At 60.7% G+C, this 23,557-nt stretch carries 21 protein-coding genes and 1 pseudogene; 3 read left to right on the top strand and 19 right to left on the bottom strand.

What is annotated here, in order from left to right:
* Positions 1-58: 58 nt before the first annotated feature.
* The 3 genes from H7C19_RS02790 to H7C19_RS02800 form a co-directional block, all read right to left on the bottom strand.
* A complete protein-coding gene (locus tag H7C19_RS02790) occupies positions 59-424 on the bottom strand; it encodes a winged helix-turn-helix transcriptional regulator (protein WP_185141057.1) in 366 nt (121 codons plus the stop codon).
* A 183-nt stretch (positions 425-607) separates the two neighbouring features.
* Positions 608-2,149 carry a recombinase family protein gene (locus H7C19_RS02795; RefSeq protein ID WP_185141058.1) on the bottom strand — a complete coding sequence of 514 codons (1,542 nt, stop codon included), beginning with the start codon at positions 2,147-2,149 and terminating at the stop codon, positions 608-610.
* Between the two features lie 39 nt (positions 2,150-2,188).
* The gene (locus H7C19_RS02800; RefSeq protein WP_185141059.1) at positions 2,189-2,362 is read right to left on the bottom strand and encodes a hypothetical protein; all 174 of its coding nucleotides are present in this window, start codon (positions 2,360-2,362) and stop codon (positions 2,189-2,191) included.
* An 86-nt stretch (positions 2,363-2,448) separates the two neighbouring features.
* Between H7C19_RS02800 and H7C19_RS02805 the strand changes: the two are divergent.
* Positions 2,449-2,946 (top strand): annotated as a pseudogene (locus H7C19_RS02805) (DUF444 family protein); the annotation flags it as partial.
* Positions 2,947-3,130: 184 nt separating this feature from the next.
* Here H7C19_RS02805 and H7C19_RS02810 read toward each other — a convergent pair.
* The 13 genes from H7C19_RS02810 to H7C19_RS02870 all read right to left on the bottom strand — a co-directional run bounded on the left by H7C19_RS02810 (position 3,131) and on the right by H7C19_RS02870 (position 18,979).
* Positions 3,131-3,415 (bottom strand): hypothetical protein, encoded by a 285-nt coding sequence (locus H7C19_RS02810; RefSeq protein ID WP_185141060.1) that lies wholly within the window; start codon positions 3,413-3,415, stop codon positions 3,131-3,133.
* Between the two features lie 699 nt (positions 3,416-4,114).
* Positions 4,115-5,245: a response regulator gene (locus tag H7C19_RS02815; RefSeq protein ID WP_185141061.1), complete on the bottom strand. Its 1,131-nt coding sequence runs from the start codon at positions 5,243-5,245 to the stop codon at positions 4,115-4,117.
* Complete coding sequence (locus H7C19_RS02820) at positions 5,242-8,343, bottom strand: hybrid sensor histidine kinase/response regulator (protein WP_185141062.1); 3,102 nt, start codon at positions 8,341-8,343, stop codon at positions 5,242-5,244. The genes H7C19_RS02815 and H7C19_RS02820 overlap by 4 nt, the downstream gene beginning before the upstream one ends.
* A 272-nt stretch (positions 8,344-8,615) precedes the next feature.
* Entirely contained in the window at positions 8,616-9,575 is a 960-nt protein-coding gene (locus tag H7C19_RS02825; protein ID WP_185141063.1) for a D-2-hydroxyacid dehydrogenase family protein, read from the bottom strand.
* A gap of 101 nt (positions 9,576-9,676) precedes the next feature.
* Complete coding sequence (locus H7C19_RS02830; RefSeq protein ID WP_185141064.1) at positions 9,677-10,390, bottom strand: 2OG-Fe(II) oxygenase; 714 nt, start codon at positions 10,388-10,390, stop codon at positions 9,677-9,679.
* Positions 10,383-10,943 (bottom strand): methylated-DNA--[protein]-cysteine S-methyltransferase, encoded by a 561-nt coding sequence (locus H7C19_RS02835; RefSeq protein WP_185141065.1) that lies wholly within the window; start codon positions 10,941-10,943, stop codon positions 10,383-10,385. The genes H7C19_RS02830 and H7C19_RS02835 overlap by 8 nt, the downstream gene beginning before the upstream one ends.
* Complete coding sequence (locus tag H7C19_RS02840) at positions 10,927-11,535, bottom strand: bifunctional transcriptional activator/DNA repair enzyme AdaA (RefSeq protein ID WP_185141066.1); 609 nt, start codon at positions 11,533-11,535, stop codon at positions 10,927-10,929. Before H7C19_RS02840 ends, H7C19_RS02835 begins: the two co-directional genes overlap by 17 nt.
* A 252-nt stretch (positions 11,536-11,787) precedes the next feature.
* Positions 11,788-12,549 carry a class I SAM-dependent methyltransferase gene (locus H7C19_RS02845; protein ID WP_185141067.1) on the bottom strand — a complete coding sequence of 254 codons (762 nt, stop codon included), beginning with the start codon at positions 12,547-12,549 and terminating at the stop codon, positions 11,788-11,790.
* Between the two features lie 126 nt (positions 12,550-12,675).
* Positions 12,676-13,788, bottom strand: a complete 1,113-nt coding sequence (locus tag H7C19_RS02850) for a Ger(x)C family spore germination protein (protein WP_185141068.1) — start codon at positions 13,786-13,788, stop codon at positions 12,676-12,678.
* Positions 13,785-14,885, bottom strand: coding sequence for a GerAB/ArcD/ProY family transporter (locus tag H7C19_RS02855; protein WP_185141069.1), 1,101 nt, complete (start codon positions 14,883-14,885; stop codon positions 13,785-13,787). Before H7C19_RS02855 ends, H7C19_RS02850 begins: the two co-directional genes overlap by 4 nt.
* A gap of 2 nt (positions 14,886-14,887) precedes the next feature.
* Positions 14,888-16,381: a spore germination protein gene (locus tag H7C19_RS02860; protein WP_246469275.1), complete on the bottom strand. Its 1,494-nt coding sequence runs from the start codon at positions 16,379-16,381 to the stop codon at positions 14,888-14,890.
* 248 nt (positions 16,382-16,629) lie between these two features.
* Complete coding sequence (locus H7C19_RS02865) at positions 16,630-17,655, bottom strand: acyltransferase family protein (RefSeq protein WP_185141071.1); 1,026 nt, start codon at positions 17,653-17,655, stop codon at positions 16,630-16,632.
* A gap of 241 nt (positions 17,656-17,896) precedes the next feature.
* Positions 17,897-18,979 carry a glycoside hydrolase family 172 protein gene (locus H7C19_RS02870; RefSeq protein WP_185141072.1) on the bottom strand — a complete coding sequence of 361 codons (1,083 nt, stop codon included), beginning with the start codon at positions 18,977-18,979 and terminating at the stop codon, positions 17,897-17,899.
* A 193-nt stretch (positions 18,980-19,172) separates the two neighbouring features.
* On the opposite strand from H7C19_RS02870, the gene H7C19_RS02875 reads away from it, so the two are divergent.
* Complete coding sequence (locus H7C19_RS02875; RefSeq protein ID WP_185141073.1) at positions 19,173-20,084, top strand: AraC family transcriptional regulator; 912 nt, start codon at positions 19,173-19,175, stop codon at positions 20,082-20,084.
* A 35-nt stretch (positions 20,085-20,119) separates the two neighbouring features.
* Here H7C19_RS02875 and H7C19_RS02880 read toward each other — a convergent pair whose 3' ends face one another.
* The 3 genes from H7C19_RS02880 to H7C19_RS02890 all read right to left on the bottom strand — a co-directional run bounded on the left by H7C19_RS02880 (position 20,120) and on the right by H7C19_RS02890 (position 22,538).
* Positions 20,120-20,626, bottom strand: coding sequence for a DUF2179 domain-containing protein (locus H7C19_RS02880; protein WP_185141074.1), 507 nt, complete (start codon positions 20,624-20,626; stop codon positions 20,120-20,122).
* A gap of 148 nt (positions 20,627-20,774) precedes the next feature.
* A complete protein-coding gene (locus H7C19_RS02885; protein ID WP_185141075.1) occupies positions 20,775-21,539 on the bottom strand; it encodes a TIM barrel protein in 765 nt (254 codons plus the stop codon).
* Positions 21,540-21,566: 27 nt separating this feature from the next.
* The gene (locus H7C19_RS02890) at positions 21,567-22,538 is read right to left on the bottom strand and encodes a Gfo/Idh/MocA family protein (protein ID WP_185141076.1); all 972 of its coding nucleotides are present in this window, start codon (positions 22,536-22,538) and stop codon (positions 21,567-21,569) included.
* A 130-nt stretch (positions 22,539-22,668) separates the two neighbouring features.
* Here H7C19_RS02890 and H7C19_RS02895 point away from each other — a divergent pair, with 130 nt between their 5' ends.
* The gene (locus tag H7C19_RS02895) at positions 22,669-23,505 is read left to right on the top strand and encodes a helix-turn-helix domain-containing protein (protein WP_221469010.1); all 837 of its coding nucleotides are present in this window, start codon (positions 22,669-22,671) and stop codon (positions 23,503-23,505) included.
* Positions 23,506-23,557: the final 52 nt, after the last annotated feature.

Here is a 23,557-nt window from a genome sequence, read left to right on the forward strand (position 1 = left end):
TACTCAAAGGGGATAATATCAGTATAAGGAGATACTTCTTTTGATTGGAACAAACTCGCTATGCCTGCCGCTGTGCAACCTCCAGCGCCGGCGAGCCGTTTTTCTCTCCCCACTCGCACATCATATTTAACAGGGGAAGGAGCGAAAGACCGCGTTCGGATAGCGAATATTCGACTTTCGGAGGGACTTGGGGAAATTCCTCGCGTAGGATAAGGCCGTCTGCCTCGAGCTCTTTTAACATGATGCTTAGCGTTTTAAAGGAAATGGTACCGATACTACGCTTCAGCTCGTTATGCCGCATAACCTGATGTTCAGACAGCCAATGCAGAATGATCATTTTATATTTGCCGCCGATTAAGGACAACGTGTATCCGAAGCCAGTGTCTTTTACGGCCACGCCCGTCGGAACGCAGGTTTCGCGCACAAGCTACACTCTCCTTTAGGTAAGTATAGGATGTAAATATCCATACTTTACATGAGCTCATTATCCAATCTTGTTAAAAGGATGTAAAGGGTGCGGACATGCATAGGGCTTGAATTTCACAAATGCGTATGACTAAAAAACGGCCTCGCGGCCGCTCTTGATCGTTCGGGTTCGAGGATCGCCTTAGGCCCAATCCAACTCAAAGTCCACCCGATATTGAATCTCCAACCGATTCCCGGTTACCTTCACGGATTGAACGGCCTCTTGCAGCAGCGCTCTGACTTCGGCGAGATCGGCCATCTGGAGTCTCGCCGCTTCCTCCGCCAGATGCGCGAATGCGGTCGTCTCTTCTCCCTGCTTCAAGATCTCTTCCCGCTGCCCGCGCAAGCGAGTCAGCGCCTCCGCTGCCGCTTCGATTCGCCGCTTCATGCGCTGCATCTCCTGCTGGTAGGTATCGAAGACGAACAGTTCTCTTTGCCGAAACAGATCCATTTGATCCTTTTTCCACTTGGCCTGGGCTTGCTCTTGGACCAGCATCTCCTGATGAAGACGGACCAAGTCGGCAGCCGAATCCATGCGGATGAGGAAGAAGTCCGATGGCAAGGAGGCCAGCTTCCGGCGAATGCGATCGATCAGCAGCGCCTCGATCTCTTCCGCGTTGATATTTCTCTGGCTGCAAGCCAAGCGTCCGTATTTGTGGTAGGTTTTGCAAATATAGTACCGATAGGCTTTGAGCCGGAAGGTGCGCCGCTGACAGACCATCCGCTCCCCGCATGATCCGCAGACGAGGATGCCCGTCAACGGATGATACGCGCGCCGGGGCACGCGATGGTGGCCTCTGGCGGCCAAGATCGCTTGGGCGCGCGCGAACAATTCCTCATCGATCAGCGCCTCGTGCGCATGCTCGACGATCTGCCACTCCCGCTTGTCGATCCGGGCCTGTACCTTGCGCTTGGTCATCTTGCCGCCATCGTCGTACGCCCGAAGCAGCTGGTTGCGGCGGGTACCGTACACCACCTGGCCGATATACGCCGGATTGCGCAAGATGCGATTGACCGACTCTCTCGTCCACGGCCGGCCGGCTCTCGTCCGATACCCGTCTTGATTGAGCCGCTCCGCCACCTTGAACGTTCCCAGCCCAAGGCGGACATACCACTCGAAGACGAGCTCGGGAATGCGTCGGTAGCCCTCGTCCGCCTCGAGCGTCTTCGTCTCCGGATTCACCCGGTAGCCGATCGGAGCCTCGCCGCTCCATTGGCCTCGTTTCGCCTTTTGCCGCCTGGCGCTGCTGACGCGGGAGGAGATCTTCTTGCTCTCCTGCTCGGACAAGACGGACAGAATATCGAACGTAATGTTGTCTTTGTTCAGCGAATCGTAGTTATCGTTGATCGCGACTACGCGGACGCCGTACTGCTCGAACATGCCGATGATCGCGGGATTCTCCTGTTTGTCCCGGCCGACGCGGCTGACTTCCTTGAACACCAGCAGCTTGAACGCATTAGCCTTGGCGTCCCGGATCGCCCGCTGCATCTCGGCGCGGTCGAAGACGCTGGTATAGTAACCGGATACCGCCTCGTCTTGGTAGATCATAATCTCCGCGCCATCATAGGACGGACCGAGCCGGGCGATATACTCCTTGCACTGGCTGACTTGATTCTCGATTGAGTCTCCCTGCTGGTCCGTGCTTACGCGCGCATAGACGGCGCACTTGATCGGCTCGGGCAACGGAAACGACCTCCCTCAAAACGACGTATCGGCCGTGGCTTACCGAGGAGAGACAGGGGGTGGAGCGGGGCTCTGCGCCTTTTTCGCGTACTTGCCGTTCACGCTCACCTGCAAGTCGATGCCGTATTTTTGCTTCGCATAAGCGATCAGCCTCTCCCGTAACCACGCCGCAGCCGGCTCCGTTCCGTTCGTCTCCGATACCGCATACTTCATCCGCCTGCCCTCCCGTCTCCCGTCCCTCCAATCTATGTCGCGCCGCGCCAGTCCTATGAGCGGGCTTCGTTCCTTATGGCGCGCCCGGCTCCATGGGCTCTTTCGAGAAATATTGCGCGCGCTCGTTCTTCTTCTGGATGAACCGCTTCCTGCGGCGCCAGTACGAGAAGGTCGAGATCGTCTTTATCGCGCACCATACCGAAGCCAAGGAAGTGACCGAGGAAGAATTCTTCACCCGCGGCGAGAGCGGCGGCACCATCTGCTCCTCCGCCTACCTCAAGGCGCTGGAGATCATCGACAGCCGGTATCCGGCCTCGAGCTACAACATCTATCCGTTCCATTTCTCCGACGGCGACAATCTGACGAGCGACAATGAACGCTGCGTGCGGCTCATCCACGAGCTCATGAAGCGCTCCAATATTTTCGGCTACGGCGAAGTCAACCAGTACAACCGCAGCAGCACGCTGATGTCGGCTTACAAGCATCTCGATCATCCTTCGTTCCTCTATTACGTAATCCGGGAGAAAGCCGAGATCTATCATGCGCTCAAGACGTTCTTCAAGAAGCGGGAGCCCGCGGTGTGACCAAGCAGAAGCCTGCGTTCTCGAAGACGGGAACGCAGGCTTCTTAGCTGCCGTTATTCTGCGGTATCGGGGATGATCCGGGGCAGCGCGAATAGAAAAGAGACGTCCGGCATCCTAGATGCGGAAGTCTCTCTTGGCAATCGGCGGACGCCCATATGGAGAAACGATCGCGCGCTTCCCGCGCTTAAGAGAAATTGATAAACAAGAGCGGCACCCCGAGGCCGAGAATCCACGCCATCGGAATGAGATTCACGACGATGGCGGTCTTCTTGCGGCGCCTGTGGAACCGCCAGGCCAAAATGGCGCAGACGATCGCCGCGACCGGATAGAGACCGATCCCCGCGACGAACGAGACGTTCGCCAGGCCGAAGCCTTGGTCGAAGCTCATGAAGGAGATTCCCCAGACGAAGAGCCATGGGATCATGCAGAGCAAATAGAGAATTTGACTTAGAACGAGAAACAACTTCAAGAAAAAGCCTCCTTGGAGGGTGTAGTTAGAGCTTATGATACTTGGCGCTCCTGGCGAACAACTGAAAAGAAAGCGCTTCCCGTAAGCTTTAGCCGTTCCTCTGCAGGATTTGCCGAAATTTAGGGCGCCAGAATCCTCTAAAAGAGGCGTCCTTAAGGGGCTGATAAGACCATGGGGCTGATAAGACCATGGGGCTGATAAGACCATGGGGCTGATAAGACCATGGGACAAGTCTGTTGGCTGCTCTTCGCCGCTAACCGCCTCAAGAGACGTACCCAGTACGTCACTTCACGCCTCTTCGCCGCTAACCGCCGCAAGAGACGTACCCAATACGTCACTTTACGCCTCTTCACCGCTATTCGGCTCAAGAGACGTACCCAGTACGTCACTTCACGCGTCTTCGTCGCTAACCGCCGCAAGAGACGTACCCAGTACGTCACTTTACGCCTCTTCGCCGCTAATCGGCTCAAGAGACGTACCCAGTACGTCACTTTACGCCTCTTCACCGCTAATCGGCTCAAGAGACGTACCCAGTACGTCACTTCACGCCTCTTCGCCGCTAACCGCCTCAAGTGACGTACCCAGTACGTCACTTCACGCCTTTTCGCCGCTAACCAGCCCAGAGTGTCGTACCTAGTACGCCTTTTCGGCCCCATCTCGCGGCCTCTCCGCGACTGGCCGGATGCGTGCTGCCGCCGTTCAGAACCAGGAAGCCGGATCCGCGGCTATGCGGCCATAATCCAGCAAAGCCGCTTCGTCGGGACGGTCTACCAGCGCGAGCGCCAGCTCATGGTAGTCCCGCGCGTCCGCATCCCGATCCATCAGCAGGAGCAGCGCGACCATCTTCGCATGCAGCCGGCCGCTCAGCGGCATAAGCTGCGACCATTTCTGCATCGGTCCGAGGGCGAACTCGTAGCGCTGCTGCCGGACGGACGCGTCCACCATCGCCTCGAGCAGCTCCGCGTACCCCAGCTCCAGCTCCGCCTGGCGCGGCGCCGCCCATCCGTATCCGCTCCCGGCCAGATAGCCGTCACCGTACAATTGGATGGCCCGCATGACGGGAGAGAGCGACGACTTGCGCTTGTACGCGTCCCACTCTTCCCGGTACGCGTCGACGTCGTCGTACGCAACCGTCCAACGCACGCTATAGCTGCCGCCGGCGGTCTTCGTCTGCTCGATGACGTCGGTCAAGCCGGAGGCCTCCAGATCCTTGCGCAGCTGATAGACGGTCGAATGCAGCGTGACCTGCGTGCGCTCGATATCTCCGCCGTACCAGATGTCCTCCAGGATCTGCGCTTTGCTGACGGGCCTGCCCCGGTGATGGTGCAGGTAGGCGAGCAGCTCCCGGCCTTTCGAATTGCGAAAGCGGACGGGCTCGCCTTGCGCCGTCGCGACGGCGAACGGACCGAAGCTGCGGATCGATAAGCCCGGTTCGGACACGGCCGGCTCAGCCGCTCCTCGGCCGATTCGTCTCGCGTACCGGCTGAGCGTCTTCTCCAGGTCTTCCTTCGTGATCGGCTTGAGCAGGTAATCGAGCGCTTCCACATCGAAGGCGTCGCGGGCATACTCCTCGTAGGCGGTCAGAAATACGATCTGGATCTCCGGCCGGAACGCCCGCAGGCGCCTCGCCAGCTCCAGGCCGTGGATGCCCGGCATCTCCATATCGAGCAGGACCAGGTCGATCGGGTCCGGCTTCGTTAAGGCCTGCTCCAGAAAGTCCCTCGCGCTGTCGAACAGTCCGCCCACCTGCACGTCCCCGATCGTCTCCAGCAGCTTCTCCACCCGCTTCAACGCGGGCAGCTCGTCGTCTACGGCCGCGATATGAATCATGCTTGTCCTCCCGTCTGATGCGTCGCGGCCGTCGGGATGCGGAACGTGACGCGAGTTCCGCCGCCGGCTTCGCTCTCGATGAGCAGCCCTTTGCCGTACAGCCGGACCAGCCGCTGATGAATATTTTGAAGTCCGACGCCTCCGCCGTCTTCCCGTTTGGCGGAGAGGATCGTCTCCGCCGGGGCCGGCATGCCCGCCCCGTCGTCTTCGACGCAGATCGCGACGGCGTCTGCCAACGCGCGAATCGTTACGCTCACGGTGCCCCCGTCTTCCTTTTTCGTGACGCCGTGCCGCACCGCGTTCTCCACCAACGGCTGCAGCGTAACCGGCGGCAGGTAGCAGTCGGCGCCTTCGTCCAGCTCGAACCGGACCTGCAGCCGTTTGCCGAACCGCGCCTGCTCGATCTTCAAGTAGGCTTCCGTCAACTCCAGTTCCTTGCGTAGCGGGACCAGCTTCTCCTTGTTCTTGAAGTCGAAGCTGTTCCGCAGGTACCGGCTCAGATGCAGCAGCAGATCATGCGCGGTCTGCGGCTCGTCCAGCGAGAAGGAGACGATCGTATTCAGCGTGTTGTAGAGAAAATGAGGCTTGATCTGCGCCTGGAGGAACGCCGTCTCCGAGCGGACCGCATCCTCCGCGGAGCGCTTCATCTCCAGCAGCGTGCGCGCTCTCGCCCGCAGCTCGTGCGGTTGGAAAGGCTTGGTCAAAAAGTCGTTCGCCCCGGACTCGAACCCGTAGATCAGATCCTCCGGTTCGTTCCGCACCGTCGTCAGCAGCACCGGCATCTCCGAGAGCGGATACTTGCCGCGAATCTGCCGGCAGGTCTCATAGCCGGACATCCCGGGCATCATGACGTCCAGAATGACCAGGCCGATCCCGCCCCCGCTCTTGTCCAGCATCTCCAGCGCCTCCGCGCCGCTCGTCGCGGCGAGCACTTCGTAGGGCTCGTCCGACAGCGCGGCCATGACGACCCTCAGATTCACCGGATCGTCGTCCACGGCCAGAATCTTCTGCCCCGGCTTGTCGCGGCGGTCCGGAACGCGGGCCGCCGCGACCTCCCGCCAGCCCGCCGGCAGCCTGGCCTGCGCCGCCTCCTCCGCGTCCGGCCGATAGCGGGCCGGTGCGAGGACGCTCTCCTGACTCGCGGGGAGGGTGAACGTGAAGACGGCGCCTTGCCCGACCTTCGACTGTACCGTGAGCCGCCCGCCATGCAGCTCGACCAGCTGCCGGGAGATGCCGAGACCGAGGCCGGTTCCTCCGTATTCGCGGGCCACGGAGGTGCCCGCCTGCTCGAAGGACAGGAAGATCGTCTCGAGCTTGTCCGCCGAGATGCCGATGCCGGTGTCGGCGACGGAGATCCGGAGCATCCCGCCGGCCGCGGCGGCCGATACCGTAATCTCGCCTTGCGGCGTGAACTTGACGGCATTGCCGATGAGGTTGTACAGCACCTGGAGCAGCCGGCTCGGATCGGCGTCCGCCAGCGGGAGCGACTCGGGCCACGCCATCCGAAGCGCGACCGGCTTCTGCCCGATATAGTGGCGGAACACTTCCTGCTGCGCCGCGACCAACGCGCGAATATCGACGGGTCTGCGCTGCAGTTGAATGCCCTTGTTCTTCAGCCTCGAGAAATCCAGGATGTCGTTGATCAAGTTCGACAACCGCCGGGCGACCGCGACCACCACTTCGAGCTGCTCGCGCTGCGTCTCGTTCACCGGCCCGGACTTTCCTTCGGACAAGGCGGCGGAGAGATTCAAGATGCCGTGCAGCGGCGTCTTCAGCTCATGCGAGGTGTTGGCCAGAAATTCGTCCTTCATCCGGTTCAGCGCCACGAGTTCGTCGGACATGGTCCCGATCACCCGATAAGCGCTCGTGAAGCGCCTCGCCAGCTCCAAGGCTTCGATAAAGACGAGCAGGATAAATCCGTAGGGTACAAGCTGGAAGTCGATCCCGATAATACGGCCCTCGCTGTAGACGATATCGTGGACGGCGGCGGCGACGAAGACGAGCCAGCCCGCGAGCTGGAGCAGCGCCCCGCTCCTTTTCCGCCACAACGCCAGCAGGAAGCCGTAGATCATGTAGCCCAGGCAGATCAAGGAGACGATCTTGTACGCCCCCATGAACCGGGTGTACGTCTCCGCCGGGAAGATCAGGACGGTCGCGATGAAGCCGCAGCCGATCCCGGCGAACAGCTTGATGAGAGCGCCGCTGTATTCCTTCGGATACAGGCTGCGTACGAAGAGCAGCGCCATCGTCACCCCGCCGTAATAGGACAGATACTCCAGCAGGATCAGCGTCCGGATGTCCGTCTGCGGGAAGACGTCGACCAGATAGATGCCGCCCACCGCCCATTGGCGGATCGCGCCTAAAAGACAGCAGATGCCGAAGTAGAGGGTGGAGCGCTCCGAGTGGCGGAGCAGAAATACCGCGATCTGATACAGCCCGAGCAGCACGCATCCACCGAAAACGGCCATATCGACCATCATTTGGCGTTCCTGCAGAGCCAGCATCTGCCGTTCGGTGCCGAGCGTCATGCTGTACCAGATGCCGCCTTCGGGATAGAGGTCGTTCGCGACTTGCAGAATGAGATCGAACGCCCCCGCCGGCGGATCGAACAGCACCGTTTGCGGGCGGTAAGCGTTGCGGGTCTGCGCCGGATCCGCCGAGACCGTCCCCGCCTGCGCGATGACGTGGCCGTCCAGAATGAGCTTGTAGGCCGGCGCGATGGCCGGAATATGCAAGCCCAGCCGGCCCGTCTCCCCTGACGTCAGAACCTTCAAATGATAGGTCGCATAGCCGCGACCCGGCATCCCGCGAGACGTCCACACGCCCGGCACTTCGGCGAACGCCTCCGTCTGCGAATCGCCCTGCCCGCCCGGGCGGATCGCCGTCAGCAATTGCTCCCCATGCAGGGACCAATCGCCGTTGAGGGGGATCGTCCCCTGCTCGCCGAGGCGCCACTGCCGCAGGTCCAGCACGCCGTCCTTCGCCCGCGGCTTGAACTTCTCCGGCGTCAGTCCGATCACGGGCATAGTCAGCATGGCGAGGAACGCCAGGACGATGCCGAGCAGCGCCGTTCGTCCGATCCACTTTTTTCGAAGCATGCTAACGCTCACCGGCCGTTTCTTTGCTTAATGAATTTGAAATTCGCCAAATCGATGCCATTCCCCTGCCGTCGACGGCGTTCTTCAAGTTCCGATTCCGCAGACGACGCGAAAAAGCCGAACTCCAAGGGCCAGGAGCTCGGCTTGCGGACGTGCAGACGTATGTTCGATCCGACGTCGGACAGGCGTTCGGGCCAGCGATCCATCGGTCGTTCAGTCCGGCGTTTATCCAGTGCTCGGGCGTCCGTTCCGACGTTCGTTCTAGCGTTCAGTCAGGACAGCTGCCTGATAGGCGCCCCTGCCAGGAAGGCCGCGATGTCTTCCACCGCCTCCCGGAAATACACCTCGTAATTGTTGCGCGTCACGTAGCCCAGGTGCGGCGTCGCGAGCACGCTCGGCAGCGTCCGCAGCGGATCGTCCGCCGGCAGCGGCTCGATCTCGAACACGTCGAGGCCGGCCCCCGCGATCCGCCCTGCGCGCAGCGCGTTGACGAGCGCCTCCCGGTCGACGATCGGGGCGCGCGACGTATTGATCAGATACGCGGACGGGCGCATGCGCGCGAGCTCCTCCGCTCCGATCAGCCCCCGGGTCCGGTCGCTCAGCACCAGATGAATGGAGACGAAGTCGCTCTCGGCCAGCAGCTCCTCCTTGGAAGCGGCCAAGCGGACGCCTGCCGCCTCCGCCTTGTCCGGCGTCAGATTCTGGCTCCAGGCGACGACCTTCATGCCGAAGGCCTGGGCAATCCGGGCCATCCGCCCGCCGATCTTGCCAAGCCCGAGCAAGCCCAGCGTACTGCCGTTCAGGTCCATGCCAATCGTCTGCTGCCAGGGTCCGCCGGCGCGCATCGCCTGGCTCTCCGGCATCAGGCCGCGCGCCAGGCCGAGAATGAGCGCCCACGCCAGCTCGGCCGGCGGCTCCGAACAGCTGCCCGTCCCGCACACGGCGATGCCCCGGCGGGCGGCCGCCGCGACGTCGATCGAGGCGTTGCGCATACCGGAGGTGATCAGCAGCTTCAGCCGGTCCAGCCGCGCGAGCAGACGGTCCGGGAACGGCGTCCGCTCCCGCATGGCGACGACGATGTCGTAATCGCGAAGCGCTTCTGCGACTTCGTCTTCCTGCGCCAGATGCCGATGAATCGCCGTGACTTCCACCGCGTCCGACAGGACGGTCCAATCCGCCATCGTCAAGGCCGCCTTCTGATAATCGTCGAGGATCGCACACTTTAGTTTCATGTCACATTCGCCTCCACGCGTTCGCTTGCCGGTGCTAACTACTTCGACAAGATCACCGTATCCCCTTCCCGTAATCTCGGTCCGACGATCCGGCCTTCGGCTCACTTCGCGTCGTGGAAAATAATGCCCAGGCTGTATCGGGTGCCCGACGTGATCGTGCTGACGCCGTGACGCAGCGTCGTCCGGTAATATCCGCGCGAGCCGGAGACGGGACGGTGGTTCGTCGGGAAGAGAAGGCCCGCCCCCTGCGCGACCGGCAGCGCGTGTCCCCGGCTCTGCGCCCGCGGCCGCTGCTCCGTCAGGAGGAATTCGCCGCCTTCGTAGTCCTCCCCCTGCGCGTTCAGGACGAATACCGCCTGGAAGGGAAAGTGCACCTCGCCGTACAGATCCTGATGCAGGCAGTTGTACCCTCCCGCCTCGTATCTCAGAATGAGCGGCGTGGACCGCAGCTGGCCGTGATCGTGGCAGCGCGCGAGGAAGTCCGGGAGCGCGGCCGGATACCGCGTCTCCTGCCCCAGCCGTTCGTGCCAGCGGTTGGCCGCGCGCGCAAGCTCGGGGTACAAGCCTTCGCGGAGCCGCTGCACGATCGCCGGGAGCGGCGCCGCGTAATATTTGTATTCGCCGGCCCCGAACCGGTACCGGGCCATGTCGATCGTCTTGCGGAAGCGCGCCTCTTCCCCGTACGTCCTGATGAGCGCTTCGCACTCGTCGGGACGCAGGAGCGCGGGAAGCCGGGCGAAGCCCTGCTCGTCCAGCTGCGCTTGCAGCGACCCCCAGTCCAGCGCCGCGATCCGGTCCTCGAGACGGTCAAGCATGGACCGGGTTCCTCTCGCGGCCGGCATCCGCGCGTCCGCGCTCGAGGGCGAGCAGCCTCGTCTTCATCGCCAGGCCGCCGCGATAGCCGGTCAGCGCGCCGCCCTTGCCGATCACCCGGTGGCAGGGCACGGTGATCAAAGCCGGATTGGCGCCGATCGCGGCGCCTACCGCACGCACCGCCGCGGGCTTGCCGATCCGGTGCGCGATATCCGAATAGGATAGCGTCTGCCCGTAGGGCACCTCGCACAGCGCGCGCCATACGGCGAGCTGGAACGGCGTGCCGCGGAAGTCGTGCGGCAGGTCGAAGCCGCGCGTTTCTCCGCGGAGGTAGGCCGAGATCGCGGCCGCGTACGGACGCAGCTTGTCCTCGTCCCGAATCCATTCGGCGCGGGGCAAGCGGCGGCTCACCGCCTCCTCCATCTCTTCAAAGGATTTGTCCTGCGATCCGACATAGGCGAGTCCCGCCTCCGTAGCGGCCAGATGCAGCCGCCATTCCTCCTGCTCCAGCAACATCCAATAAACGGGCGTTGACGGCTCATGGTTGACTTTCATTTCGCAACACCTCCGGGTGTATGATGTTTCGATGGGTTTGCCGATAGCGCGTAGGGGTCAAACCCGTCTTCTCCTTGAACAAGGTGACAAAGTACGGCACGTTCGGGATCCCCACTTGGGCGGCGATCTCCGCGACGGTATCCTCCGTCCGGATCAGTCGATCGCCCGCCCGGCCGACTCTCGTCTCTTGCACGTACTCGGCGGGCGTCATCCCCGTGACCCGCTTGAACGTCCGGTGCAGATGGTACGGACTGCCGTGGCAGGCGTCCGCCAGCGACTCCAGCGTGATCGTCTCGGCGTAGTTCATCTCGATATATCGCTTGATCTGGGCGGCCCATTCGTCGTCGGGGAGACGCCGACCGGTCGGCTTGCACCGCTTGCACGGCCGGAACCGTTCCTCAAGCGCTTGCTCCGCGCGTTCGAAGATGCGGACATTCTCCGGCTTGGGCGGCCTAGACTTGCAGGACGGCCTGCAGAAGATGCCCGTCGTCTTCACCGCGTAGAAAAACTTGCCGTTGCTCCCAGCGTCATTCTGAACGATCGCCTGCCAGATCTCGTCGCGGATCCGCCCCTCTTCATCCAGGTACTGCATCGCGCTCACCTCCACCCCTAGTATACCTCCGCCATCGGCGTTCTGTACGCGTTTGGGAATAGAATAGCAAGATTTCGAAAGGGTATGCGCATGCGTCCGACTTCCCGCACAGGCATAGCGTCGATATCGTCGTCCCGGCCGCGGATGAATCGTTCCCCTTAGAACGACAGAAAGGCGGACGACCAAAGGCCGTCCGCCTCATCTTGCCTGCTCGCCGATTTTTCGTCTTAAACCGATCCGGCTCGACCGGCGCTACACCTCTCCCCAATACACTTCCGTCTCGTAATCGAAGGAGACGCGTCCGTCCGCCTGCGAACGGTCGAATAGCCGGCGAAGATCCGTCATCATCGGTTCGTAGCTCGGATGGCCCGGCACCGGGATATAGGAGGACGATTGCAGCCGCCCGCTTAAGCCTTCGAAATCGAACAACTGCGCCTGGGGGAACGTCGCTTCCTTCGGCCATCCCGGCGCGAAGAACGAGACGAGCGTTTCCCGGGAAATGTTCTTGTGGCCGACGTCCTTGTAATCGGGGCTGTACGTGTGCACGAGCCGGTCATACCCTTCGAGGAAAGCCGATCCCGTCGTCTTCCGCGTATTCCAGATCAGCACGACCTTCCCGCCCGGCTTCAGGATCCGCTTGAATTCCGCTCTGGCGGCGTTCCGGTCGAACCAATGAAACGATTGGGCGCACACCACCGCATCGACGGAGCCGGCCGGCAGTCCCGTCTCTTCCGCGGACCCCGCCAGCGCCCGGAAGCCCGGCTCTCCCGCGGAAGCCCGCTCTGCGGCTTGCCGCATCGCCTCGTTCGGCTCCAATGCCGTCACGCGGCTGCCCCGCTCGAGGAGCAATCGCGAAAAGATGCCCGTGCCTGCGCCGACATCCGCCACCTCGTCTCCGGCCCGCAAGCCTACGGTCACATACAAGAAGTCGATCGCCGCCTTCGGGTAGCTCGGTCTATACTTCACGTACGTATCGACCCGGTTCGTGAATCTTTCCTTGCCGTCCTTCGCCATGCTTCATCTGCTCCTCTCCGCCTTTTCCCCTCTAGCTTGCCTGAACCGTTAGCGGTTTGCAAGGCTTCGGGCGAACGACGAAGAGTCCAAATGCCGGAGACGCGGACGAGAGGGCACGGCTTCCGCTTACGATCGCGTCAGCTTTCCGATGTCCTTGATCTTCACGTCGGCTCGTACAGTTATATCGGCTTTGGAGAACGTATCGTCCCATTCCAGTTGCCTCCAGCTCGCGTATTTCATCGCATTCCGGACGTGCTGGCCGATGCCGATCGAATCGGTCTTGTTTTGCTGCATCAGCGCGATGAGCGCGTTGCATTTTTCTTCCACGTAACGGGACATCCCCGCCTCCAGCTTTTTCTGGTTGGCGGCATTGTCCAAAGCTTCTCCTCCGTAGAACTCCAACAGCGACCCTCTGATCCGGAGATGGATCGTGACCTTCAGCGGCGTCCCTGCCGTCAGCCCCTTCACCGAGGAGAACCGGATCTTGCGCCGGCTATGAATGTAAGACAGGGAGACAGGCAAGGATTCTTTTCCCATCCGAATATCGTCCATGTTAAGCTCCCCCGTATCCACGCTGTCTCGCAGCAGCCCGAAATACATCTTGTCCGCCGCAGGGACGCGCGCGACGTACTTGTCTTTCTTGAAGAGCGCCACGCCGTCGATCAGCAGGCTGGAAGGCGTCTCCTTCAGGATCGTCGCGACCGGCTCGATCCCGTCGTCGTAGTAGTCGCGGATGAACGTATGGAGGTTCGCATGCGGAATGTCCCGCGTCGCGGATTCGGCGCGCAGCAGGTTGTCGATATATTCGCCCGCGGTGCCGCCCTGCGGGTACTTTCTCGACAGCATCTTCTCCGTGTCGCCCTCCGCGACGACGACATGGGCGTGGATTCCGACCGAAGGATCGCGCATGGTCGCGTCCAGGTGTTTCCATATGCCCTGCTTCGCCAGCGCTTCCCCAAACAAGATTTGGCGAATCTGGCCGTTCACGAGTCTTCGATCGTTCTGACGGTCGAAGACGGCGCGCGCTTGCTTGCTCGAATGCGCGACGGTCGTATAGACGATGCTTTCGTTCTGCGAGGACTTGGGAATGCTGATAGTGACTTTGAGCATGTTCGCGTTGTCTTGCCCGGCTACGTCGAAGCTGATCGTGCGGATGAACCCCATTTTCTCCAAGACGCGCTGATCCGTGCATCCGGCGAGACAGACCAGCATGAGCAGCCAGCATGCGGCGGCTTTCATGCTTTGACCCCCTTTTTGCGCAGCTTCCCGATCTGCAACAAGACCATGAGCAGGAGCGGCAGGACGAAGGCGACGCCGATCTCGACGAAAAAGGAATGGAACACCAGCGCCTCCGCCTCCCGTAATAGCTTTGGAATGTAACCGAGCCCGAAGATCGCGATCACGATGAACAGCTCCAGCAGCTTCGGACGCGCCTGCGGGAACATCTGCTTCAGACAGGATAATCCGGCGAAGGCGAAGAGGACCGTCGAGACGAGATTCGAGAACAGGAAGAACGGAAATACCAGGTTCTCCACCCGGTTGATGAACGGAAACTCAATGTACTCCAGCGTATGAATGACGGGATATGCCAACACCTTGAGCTCGGGAAAGCTGAAGAACCCGAAGGAGACCCAGACCGCCAGCTGCTGGACGAGCCCGATGAGCAACTGGCCGGTGTACATGCCTTGGAACAACTTGCTCTTCTTGTCTACATAGGGGAACAGGAAGAGGCACAGCTCGTATCCGACGAAGACGGTGTACACCTCCGTCCAGCCATGCAGCGTATGACCGCCCTCCGTCCCTTGAAAGAGCGAAGTCGTGAACCGGATCAGCTTCCAGTCTTGAAAGAAAAAGGGCGCGAGCAGGTTCACAGAAGCCGTCATCAGGAAAAAGAGGGTGACCGCCTTCAGGATGCTGTAGATATCCTTAACGAGCAGGACGTACACCATCAGGCAGTACAGGGAGAAGATCATCATGCTGCTGCTCGATTGGAAGGTCAGCGTCTGGAAGATCAAGATGAAGTCCTTGCCGATGAAGGAGCCGATCGCGATCCAGAAGACCGTTAGGACCAAATAGAATGGATAGGCGCACCACTTCGGGACGACGGCCTCGACGATCTGGAAGAACGACTGGCCTTTGCCCATGCGGTACACGATCTGGAACAGCCAGATGTTGAAGCAGGCGACGCAGGTCAGCGCGAGCAAGCCCACCCAGCCGTTCGTGCCGATGTTCTTGGCGACCAGACGCGGCAGCGCGAACACCGTGACGTCCAGTTCGATCATATAGATGAGCAGGGCGATATGGATTCGGTTTAGTTTTTCGTTCGCTTTGGCCATCGCTATCTCCGCATTTTGTTCCGGGTTCGATTCGAACTCTTCACGATCGAAGGACGCTTCCTGAGCGCCCAGAACGGACCTCGGACGAAGGTGTCCAGGACGTCGCCGGCGTTGAACGGAGCGAGCGGCGTCAAGTAGGAAGTTCCCAGATTCGTGATCCCGGCCAGATGAATGATGACGAACCCGATCCCCATCAGCAGACCCAGATTGCCGAGTACCCCGGCCAGAATAATGAGCCCGAACCGGATCAACCGGAGCGATGCGCTCATGATGTAGCTGGGGATGACGAACGAGGCGATGGCGGACGTCGCCACGGCGATGATCAGGATATTGCTGGTGAATCCGGCCTGAACCGCCGCTTGCCCGATCACGATCCCGCCGACGATGCCGATGGTCTGCCCGATCTTCGTCGGCAGGCGCGCACCCGCCTCGCGCAGCAGCTCGATCGTCGTCTCCATAAGCAGCGCTTCGATGAGCGGCGGGAACGGCACCCGGCTTCTCGATTCGGTCAAGTTCAGGAGCATCGTATGCGGGATCATCTCGTAGTGAAACGTCGTAATAGACACGTAGAACGCCGTAAAGCAGATCGTAATCAAGAAGCCGACGAGCCGCAGAATCCGCAGGGAGGTGCCCAGCAGCCAGCGTTGATAGTAGTCGTCGGGCGAAGAGAAGAAGTCGAAGAAGGACGTCGGGCTGCAGAACACCGAAGGGCTCCCGTCGACGAATCCGGCGATTCTCCCGCCCAGTATCTTGGAGGCGACGGCGTCCGGCCGCTCCGTCGTCAGGAATTGGGGGAAGACGGAATTCGGGTTCTCGTCGATCAGCTGCACGAACATGTTGGCGTCCATGACGGAGTCGATCTCCACGCTTTTGATGCGTTCCTTCAGCGCCTCGACGAAGTCGGGATTGGCGATGCCCTCCAGATAGGCGAGAACGACGTTCGTTTTGGAGATTTCCCCTACCGGCAGCTCGATCGTTTTGAGATGGGAGCTTTTGATCCGCCTGCGCAGGACGCTCAGATTCTGTTCCAGGTTCTCGACGAAGCCGTCGTGCGGGCCGGAGATGACGGTCTCCGTCTCCGACTGCGCGATCGACCGGCCTTCCGCTTCGTCGATCCGGATGAGATAGGCTTTGCCCTTCAGGAAGATGGCGGCCATCCCTTCCAGGATGCCGTCGATACAGACATTGGAGTTCTGCACCTCCGTATAGGGAAGGCAGGCCAGACGCGCGGCCGCTTCCTGAACCGTCGCGTTGGAGAAAGGCTGGATGATGTCCCGATACAGATCGTCGTTGCCGACCAGGTAGGCGAAGTAGACGACGTCCATGCCGTTCGACGGAAATTTCCGGTGGACGAGGTCCATGCAATCGTTGAGCTCGTGCAGCGTTCGTTCCAGGGTCGCCCGATCGTCGGGAGATGAGGGCGGCGCGGATGATGTCGCCTGCGACTGAGGCGCGGCGAGGAGGCGCAAGAGCATCTTCGCGATCCTGAACTTCATCCCCGCTCCCCCTTTCGGTAAATACTGGCACATGGGTCATCGTTCCCCAATGTCCTGTTGATGATACGCCAGGCATAGCAGCGGAACCCGCCGATCGGGCGTGTCCGGCCGGGAGGCGCAGAAGGGAATGACGGCACGCCAAGAAGGGTTGCCCTTGACCGTCAATGACGGTCAAGGGCAACCCTTGCATACTGCGGGATGCCGCTTGCCTTAAGCCGCAGCGGCTGCCGGCGTCCGGCTAGCCGAAGCTATGCGGCTGTCGTCGGCTGAGACGCAGCGGGCGGCTGGGCGCGCTTCCGCCCGAAGCCTTGGCGGCCGAGGAAGATCGCGGTCAGCAGCTTTGAACGGGACATGAGCCAGGCGATCGCCAGCGGGACGAGCACGCCGACGGCCGTGAAGACCAAGGTGCCGTAGTCGAGCCCGATGCCGTACGTCAACAGGATGTTGACCGGAACGTGCAGATACATGATCGTGATCGTAACCGTGCCGAGGAACGCCAAGGCATCCGTCGGCCGCCAGCTCGCGGCCCAATAGCAGAGCTGCAGCACCACGAGCACGCACGCGATCGGAACGATCAGATCCACGATAGGGAGCGTATACACCTTCATCTTCATGTCGATGCGGAAGTTCCAGAGCCCCGCCGCATTCAGCGCGGCCGCCGCAGCCCATACGACCAGCGCGGGTACGAAGGCTTGCCTTCGCGCCAGCAGGACGGGCAGGACGGACTTGCCCGCGTAGCCCAAGAAGAAGAAAGCGATCGCCATCAGCGCGACGTCGGCGTTCCAGGGGATATCCCAGCTCGCCATCGCGGTCATGCTGACGACGTGCGCGGCCGCATAGCAGACGGCGACGGCCGCTGCCTGCGTCCGCAGCGGGTAACGCGAGAGGAATCCCATGAGGAGATGCACCAGCAACAGACAGGTGATGAACCAGAATACGCCGTACCATCCGCCCAGCACCGTTCCTCCGTACAGCAGCAACAGGAGATCTTGCGGGATGGACATCGGGTCCATGAGCCGCACCGCGACCAGACAGGCGATGCAGATGCCGTAGGCGAAGTACGGGATCATGAAATGCTTGATCCGCTGCCACGCCCAGGATCGGTAGGCGGCCGCTGGCACTTCTTTGAACAGGAGCCCGCTGACGAGGAAGAACAGCGGCATGCGGAACCATCCGAGATAATGGTTGATCACGTCGTTTCCCGCATGCCCCATGACCACGAGGATGATGCTCAGGCCTCTGGCGACATCCACCCATTTCTTCCGTTCTTTCACGAATTCCCTCCACTCTACCAGAATTTTCCGTACACTTTAACGATAATCAAATCGAAATGGCGCGAGAATAGGCGGATACGTTCAAAATCCGTAGGTCTTGTGAATGAAAATAAGCCATGAAAGCTTACGGGAACGCGCAAGGGCAGCCTGACGACTCAGGCTGCCCTTGCTTGGCCGACGCAGGCTGCGCAACAAGACGCATGCCTAGCGGCTCATGACTCCGACCGATCGGTCGGAGCGGCTAGACGACTTCCCGCCCGTCATTGCCCGGCAGCGCGGGGTACGGCGCATGCGGCTCCAACTGGTACCAGTAGGCCGTCGAGGCGATGTCGCTCTGCTGCGGCAGATAGCGTCCGCCGGAACGCCATCCCAGATCCTGAATCGTCACGCGGAGGTCCTGCTCGAACCGAATCGGATCCATGACGTGCCAGCGGTACATGCCGAAGCGCTGCTGGCTGCGGTAGAGGCCGTCCGGCTTCAGAATCTGAGGCAAGCCGAGGAACGCCGTCGAATACGCCCCGTACTCTCCCTTCGGCTGCTCGAAGTTCCAAGCCCCGCCGAAGTAATCTTCCGTCCCCGTGCCGCAGATCGTCGGGAACTCCCGGTCCCCATCCATATAGAACTTGATCTCGCCTTCGCCCCACCAGCCGTTGTTGTTGACCTGCCACGCCAGATAAGTGCCCACATAGTGTCCCCGGCCGGACACGCCGTCGAGGAGCGTATGAACGTCTTTGTAGGGAACGGGGTTGCTCCTGCGCCATTGCGCGTGGAAGTATGCCATGTCGTCCGGCACTTCCGTCAGCGTGTAGTCGACCTGATAATAGAAGTGCGTGCCTTCCGTCCCCGTGTTCTCGACGGTGATCTTCGCCCGCTTGCGGAACGGCATCAGCCAGTAGCTGTTCATGCCGCCCGCCGGATTGACCGCGATAGGGAAGGAGTTGACGTTGCAGCGCTCCTGCCAGCCGTTGCAGAAGAAATCTCCGAGCGGGACTTCGACGGAAGGCTCCGTTTCGTCGTCCCAATACATGCGCAGGATGAAGGTGCGCCAATGGTTCGGATGGCACGTCAGCCAGATGTGCTGAATGGCGCCCGGCCCTTCGATCTCCGCCATCGTGTAGGTCATGCCGGGCGTCATATCGACCGACGGCGACACTTTCCAGCCGACCCCGAGATCGCGCGCGCACGAGGCGCCTGTTCCCGACGCCGCCTGCGCGCCGCCGCCTTTGGCGCCGGTCGGGTTCTCCGCGCTGATGGAGCGCGTGACAGCGCCCGAGACGCGGGCGAGGTTCCCGAGTCCCATATCCAATCCGTTAAAAGGATACATGCTGACACTCCTTTTCTACTGATCACGACTGGGGACTTCCCCTTGGGCGGACAAACGAAATATAATGAACGTAAGCGCTTCACCTTGTCCAGACGCCAACAATCCCCATGTCCATGTTAACAGAGGCGTCGCGTTTCGACTTTAATGCCGCTGGGGATTATTTATCCGATCTTGCTCAATATGGAGGTGGCTCATGACCCTCTCGATCGCGGAGTCGCGAAGCCGGCTCTTGATGCAGCTGTCCCCCAACGTTCGCCGCGCTTTTTATCATCGCATGGAAGGCGAGATGCGTCTCGGCAAGCGGATCATCTTCGATTACGAACTGCTGTATCTGGAACGGGGCCAACTGGAGATCCGCATCGAAGACGCGTTCCACGCAATGAAACCGGGCGATATCGTCCTGTTCAAGCCGGCCAAGGAACACGAATTCCTCGGCTCGGTCGGTGAATGCTGGATGCCGCACATCCACTTCGACGCCGTGCATGGCGAAGACTTCGACGAAGTGCCGATCAACTTCAAGACGTGGGCGGAATGCAGCGAGGCGGAGCGCCGGATGGTCCGTCCGGACATCCTGGGCGATCAGCTGCGCCTGCCCGACCTGATCCGCATCGACAATCACGGGGAGGTGCTGGACAATCTGCATCGGCTGATTCGGTCGTATGATCGGCCCGACGAAGACGCTGCGCTGCTTCGGAAGATGCTGGTGCTACGTATACTATACGCGATCCTCAAGGGCCTGGAGGAACGCGGCGATCCGCTCCTTCGGCGCCACCGGCAGGCGCTCGACCGCGCTGCCGCTTATATCGCCGACCATTACGCGGCGGACATCAGGCTGAGCGATCTTGCCAAACAAGCGACGCTGAGTCTCTATCATTTCTCGCGGCTGTTCAAGCTGCGGTACGGCGTCTCTCCGCATCGCTTTCAGATGCGTTACCGAATGGATCGCGCGAAGGAGCTGCTGCTCTACAGTCGACTGTCGATGAGCGCGATCGCGGAGAAAATCGGATACGCCAATGTGTACGCGTTCAGCAAGGCGTTCAAGCAGATGGAGAACGTCCCGCCGAGCCAATACGTCGAGACGAGATCCGGCATGCCGAATCTCTGAACGAATGCGGCTGCAATCCTTCGAGGCGTGCAGCTCTACAACCGACGCGCCAAGAATCCGCCGTGGAACCGTTTCGGCTCGTAGCTGACGATGAAGGCGGTCGCATCGACCTCCAGCACGTCCCGATAGAGCTGCAGCTGGCGTTTGCGGGGCAGGACGACGCTATGTACCCAGCGCCGTCCGACTCTCCCTTCGCCTCCCCAGCGGGTGACGCCGTAGCCTTTTCTGCGGAGATGCTCCGCCAGCTCCGCGGATTCTTCCTTCGTGATGACCTGCACGATCAGATAACCGATCGCGAGCCACTCCTCGATCTTGACGCCAAGCAAGACGCCTGAACCATAGCTGAGGCAGTAGATAATCAGATTCACCGGGTTGTCTAGGTTGTCCAGTACCAGTTTGAAACCAATGACGTACAGCCCGATCTCCACCGCGCTGATCAGCGCGGCGACATAGCGAATGCCCTTTACCGTCAGGATGAATCGGATCGACATGAGGCTGACGTAAGTGATCTGCAGCAAGATGATAGAGAGTATGACGGTCATCTCGTTCCTCCTTTATGGCCCGCCCCCGCCGAATAAAGGGTGACCCGCAAGCCGGCCGCGGCTTGCGGGTCACCCCCCTGTTCACTTTATACCTCATACGCTCGCGTTTGAACCGTCGGCATCCGAACACCGCAGTTTCCTGTCCGCCTTAGATCTTCGCCAGCACCTCGTCTTTGAATTGCGCGATCGCCTCGTCGGTGTCGATCGTATAGCCGCACTCGAGGCCGACGAAGCCGTCGAAACCCGTGTCCTTAATCGCCCGCAGGATGTTCACGTAGTTCAACTCGCCGGTCCCCGGCTGCTTGCGTCCCGGATTGTCCGCGATATGGTAGTGGTTGATCCTGTCCAGGTAGCCGACCGCGTTGCGGATGACGTTGCCTTCGGTAATCTGCTGATGATAGACGTCGAAGACGAGCTTCACGTTCGGGCTGCCGACCTGGTCGATGACATCGACCGATTCGTCCGAACGCTGCAGGAAGTGGCCCGCGTGATCGACGAGCCCGTTCAACGGTTCGACTTCGAGGACGATGCCCGCTTCCTCGAACAGCGGAGCGCATCGCTTCAGCGTCTCTACCATCGTCTGGCGCTGCACGTCGCGCGGAACGCCGTCCAGCACGTTGCCCGTCTGGGAGATGACCGAGCGAACGTTCAGGATCTTGCATGCTTCGATCGTCTCGCGAACCCCTTGGATATAGGCATCCCGCAGCGACTCGTCCACCAGGCTGATGAATTTGGTGCACGTCGCGCTAATGCCGACTCCGATGCGTTCTTGCGCTTTGGCCGTCCGCTTGATGTCCTCGAGATTCCACCAGGCATAGTATTCCAGCCCGTCGAAGCCGTGCGATTTGATTTTCTCCAAATGGTAGATTTCGTCTTGTCCGGCGTAGGCGCCGATGCAGAGCGACCATTTCATCGGGAATGTCTCCTTCTCCAAGTCAGATTAACCGATAGAGACCGGCTTGCCGCTCGCGGCGGAATCGTTGGCGGCGATCGTCACTTCGTGCGTCCGCAGCGCGTCCTCATAGTTCGAGAGAATACGCGAAGCGTCTCCGGTCCGGAGCGCATGGATGAACGCTTCGTCCTCGACGAAGTACGGATTGGCGACGTTCTTGCGCGAGCGCGTCCCCTCGCGGGTCACTTCCCGCAGCTCTTCGCTGCGCAGTTCCAGTACCCCTTGATCCGTGTAGATGTCGAGCCCGACATGGTGGCCGACCGGCAAGAGACACGTATTCGAGACGGTCGCGACCATGCCGTTGGCCATCTTGAGCGTCACCGTCCCGACGTCGGGCACGTCCGTACCCGGCACTTGCTCGCCCATTACCTGCAGCGCATAGGCGGCGTAAACCTCGCGCACCTCGCCGCACAGATACCGGAGCAGGTCGACGATATGCGTCGTCTGTTCCACGAACTGGCCGCCTGAGCCCGTTTGCACGCGCCACCAAGGCACCATCGGCATGCCGCCCATCCAATACCCCAGCGCCATCCCCGGCTTGCTTTCCGCCAGCAGCTGCTTCGCGGTCGCCGCCGATTCGTTGTACCGCCAATGATACCCTACGGAAGTGATCAGCTGCTTGGACCGAACTTTGGCCGCGATATCCGCCGGCAGTCCTCCGTCGATCCCGAGCGGCTTCTCGACCAGGAACGGAATGCCGCGCTGGATCGCCTTGTTCTCCGCATCGCCGTGCGCCATCGGAGGGACGCAGATATATAGCCCGTCCAACTCGGTGCTATCCAACATCTCGTCTAGATTTGCGAACGCTTTCGCGCCGTCGTACTGGGAAGCCGCCTTCTGCGCTCTCTGACCGTCTACGTCATAGAAAGCGGATAGCCGTACCCCCTCCATCCGAACGAGGTTATTCAAATGATGGTTCGCGATCCCGCCTGTACCGATGAATCCCAATCTGACAGCCACTCCGCTCACGCTCCAATCGTTCAATATAAGAAAATACAAATCTTGACCTCATTGTAATGCAACTAAAATCCATTTAAAATATAATATACCGCCTATTCGATATAAGAAAATGAAAGTAGATGAACTCAAAATGGCCGAATATTATTTCCGGCATTTCGTGACCACCGAATGGGATCAGCGTCTGCCGCTGCATCTATTCAGCATTGGCTATTCCGAGCATCAGAGCGTGATTCATCGAGAACAAGGCTTCTCTTGCTACCATTGGCTTCATACCGTCGAAGGGTGCGGCGAGTTCGAAGTCGGCGGCCGCACGTTCCCGCTCGCTCCGAACCAAGGCATGCTGCTCAAACCGAACGTCCCGCACCATTACCGTCCGCTCACCCCGAGATGGTCGACCTGGTATTTGACCTTCGACGGCGCGTTGGCGAATCCCATAACCGCCGCTTTGGATCTGCCCATGATGACTCCGTTCGGCTGGGAGGCGGATTCCCCGCTTGCGCGGCTGCATACGGAATACGGCGAGAAGTGCCGCTACAGCTTCGACTTCGCCGGCATTAACGGATCGCTGGAGGTATACGCCTTTCTCGCCAAGGTTAAGCAGTTCGTTCAAGTCAGCGGTCAGCCCTCCTTGTCCAAAGGACATGAGCGGCTGACTCCGATCTACCTGCTCATCGAAGAGCATTACGACGATCCAAGCCTCGGTCTGCCCCGGATGGCCGAGACGCTGGGCATCAGCTCGCAGCATCTCAGCACCCTTTTCCGCAAAAGCTGGGGCATCAGCCCCTATCAATATTTGCTGCAATTCCGCATCCAGAAGTCCAAAGAGCTGCTGCTGAAGTTCCCGGGCCGTCACGTCAAAGAGATCGCCGGACAAGTCGGCTTCCAGGATGACAGCCACTTCGTCAGCACGTTTCACAAGCTGGCAGGCATGACGCCCGCCAGCTTCCGCCAACAATTCAGCGAGTGACAAGCGCAAGCGGAACGAAGTTGGCAGTGTCTGGCGAAGTAGGCGATTCTGC

It is taken from the genome of Cohnella nanjingensis (assembly GCF_014212125.1).
Lineage (GTDB): Bacteria > Bacillota > Bacilli > Paenibacillales > Paenibacillaceae > Cohnella > Cohnella nanjingensis.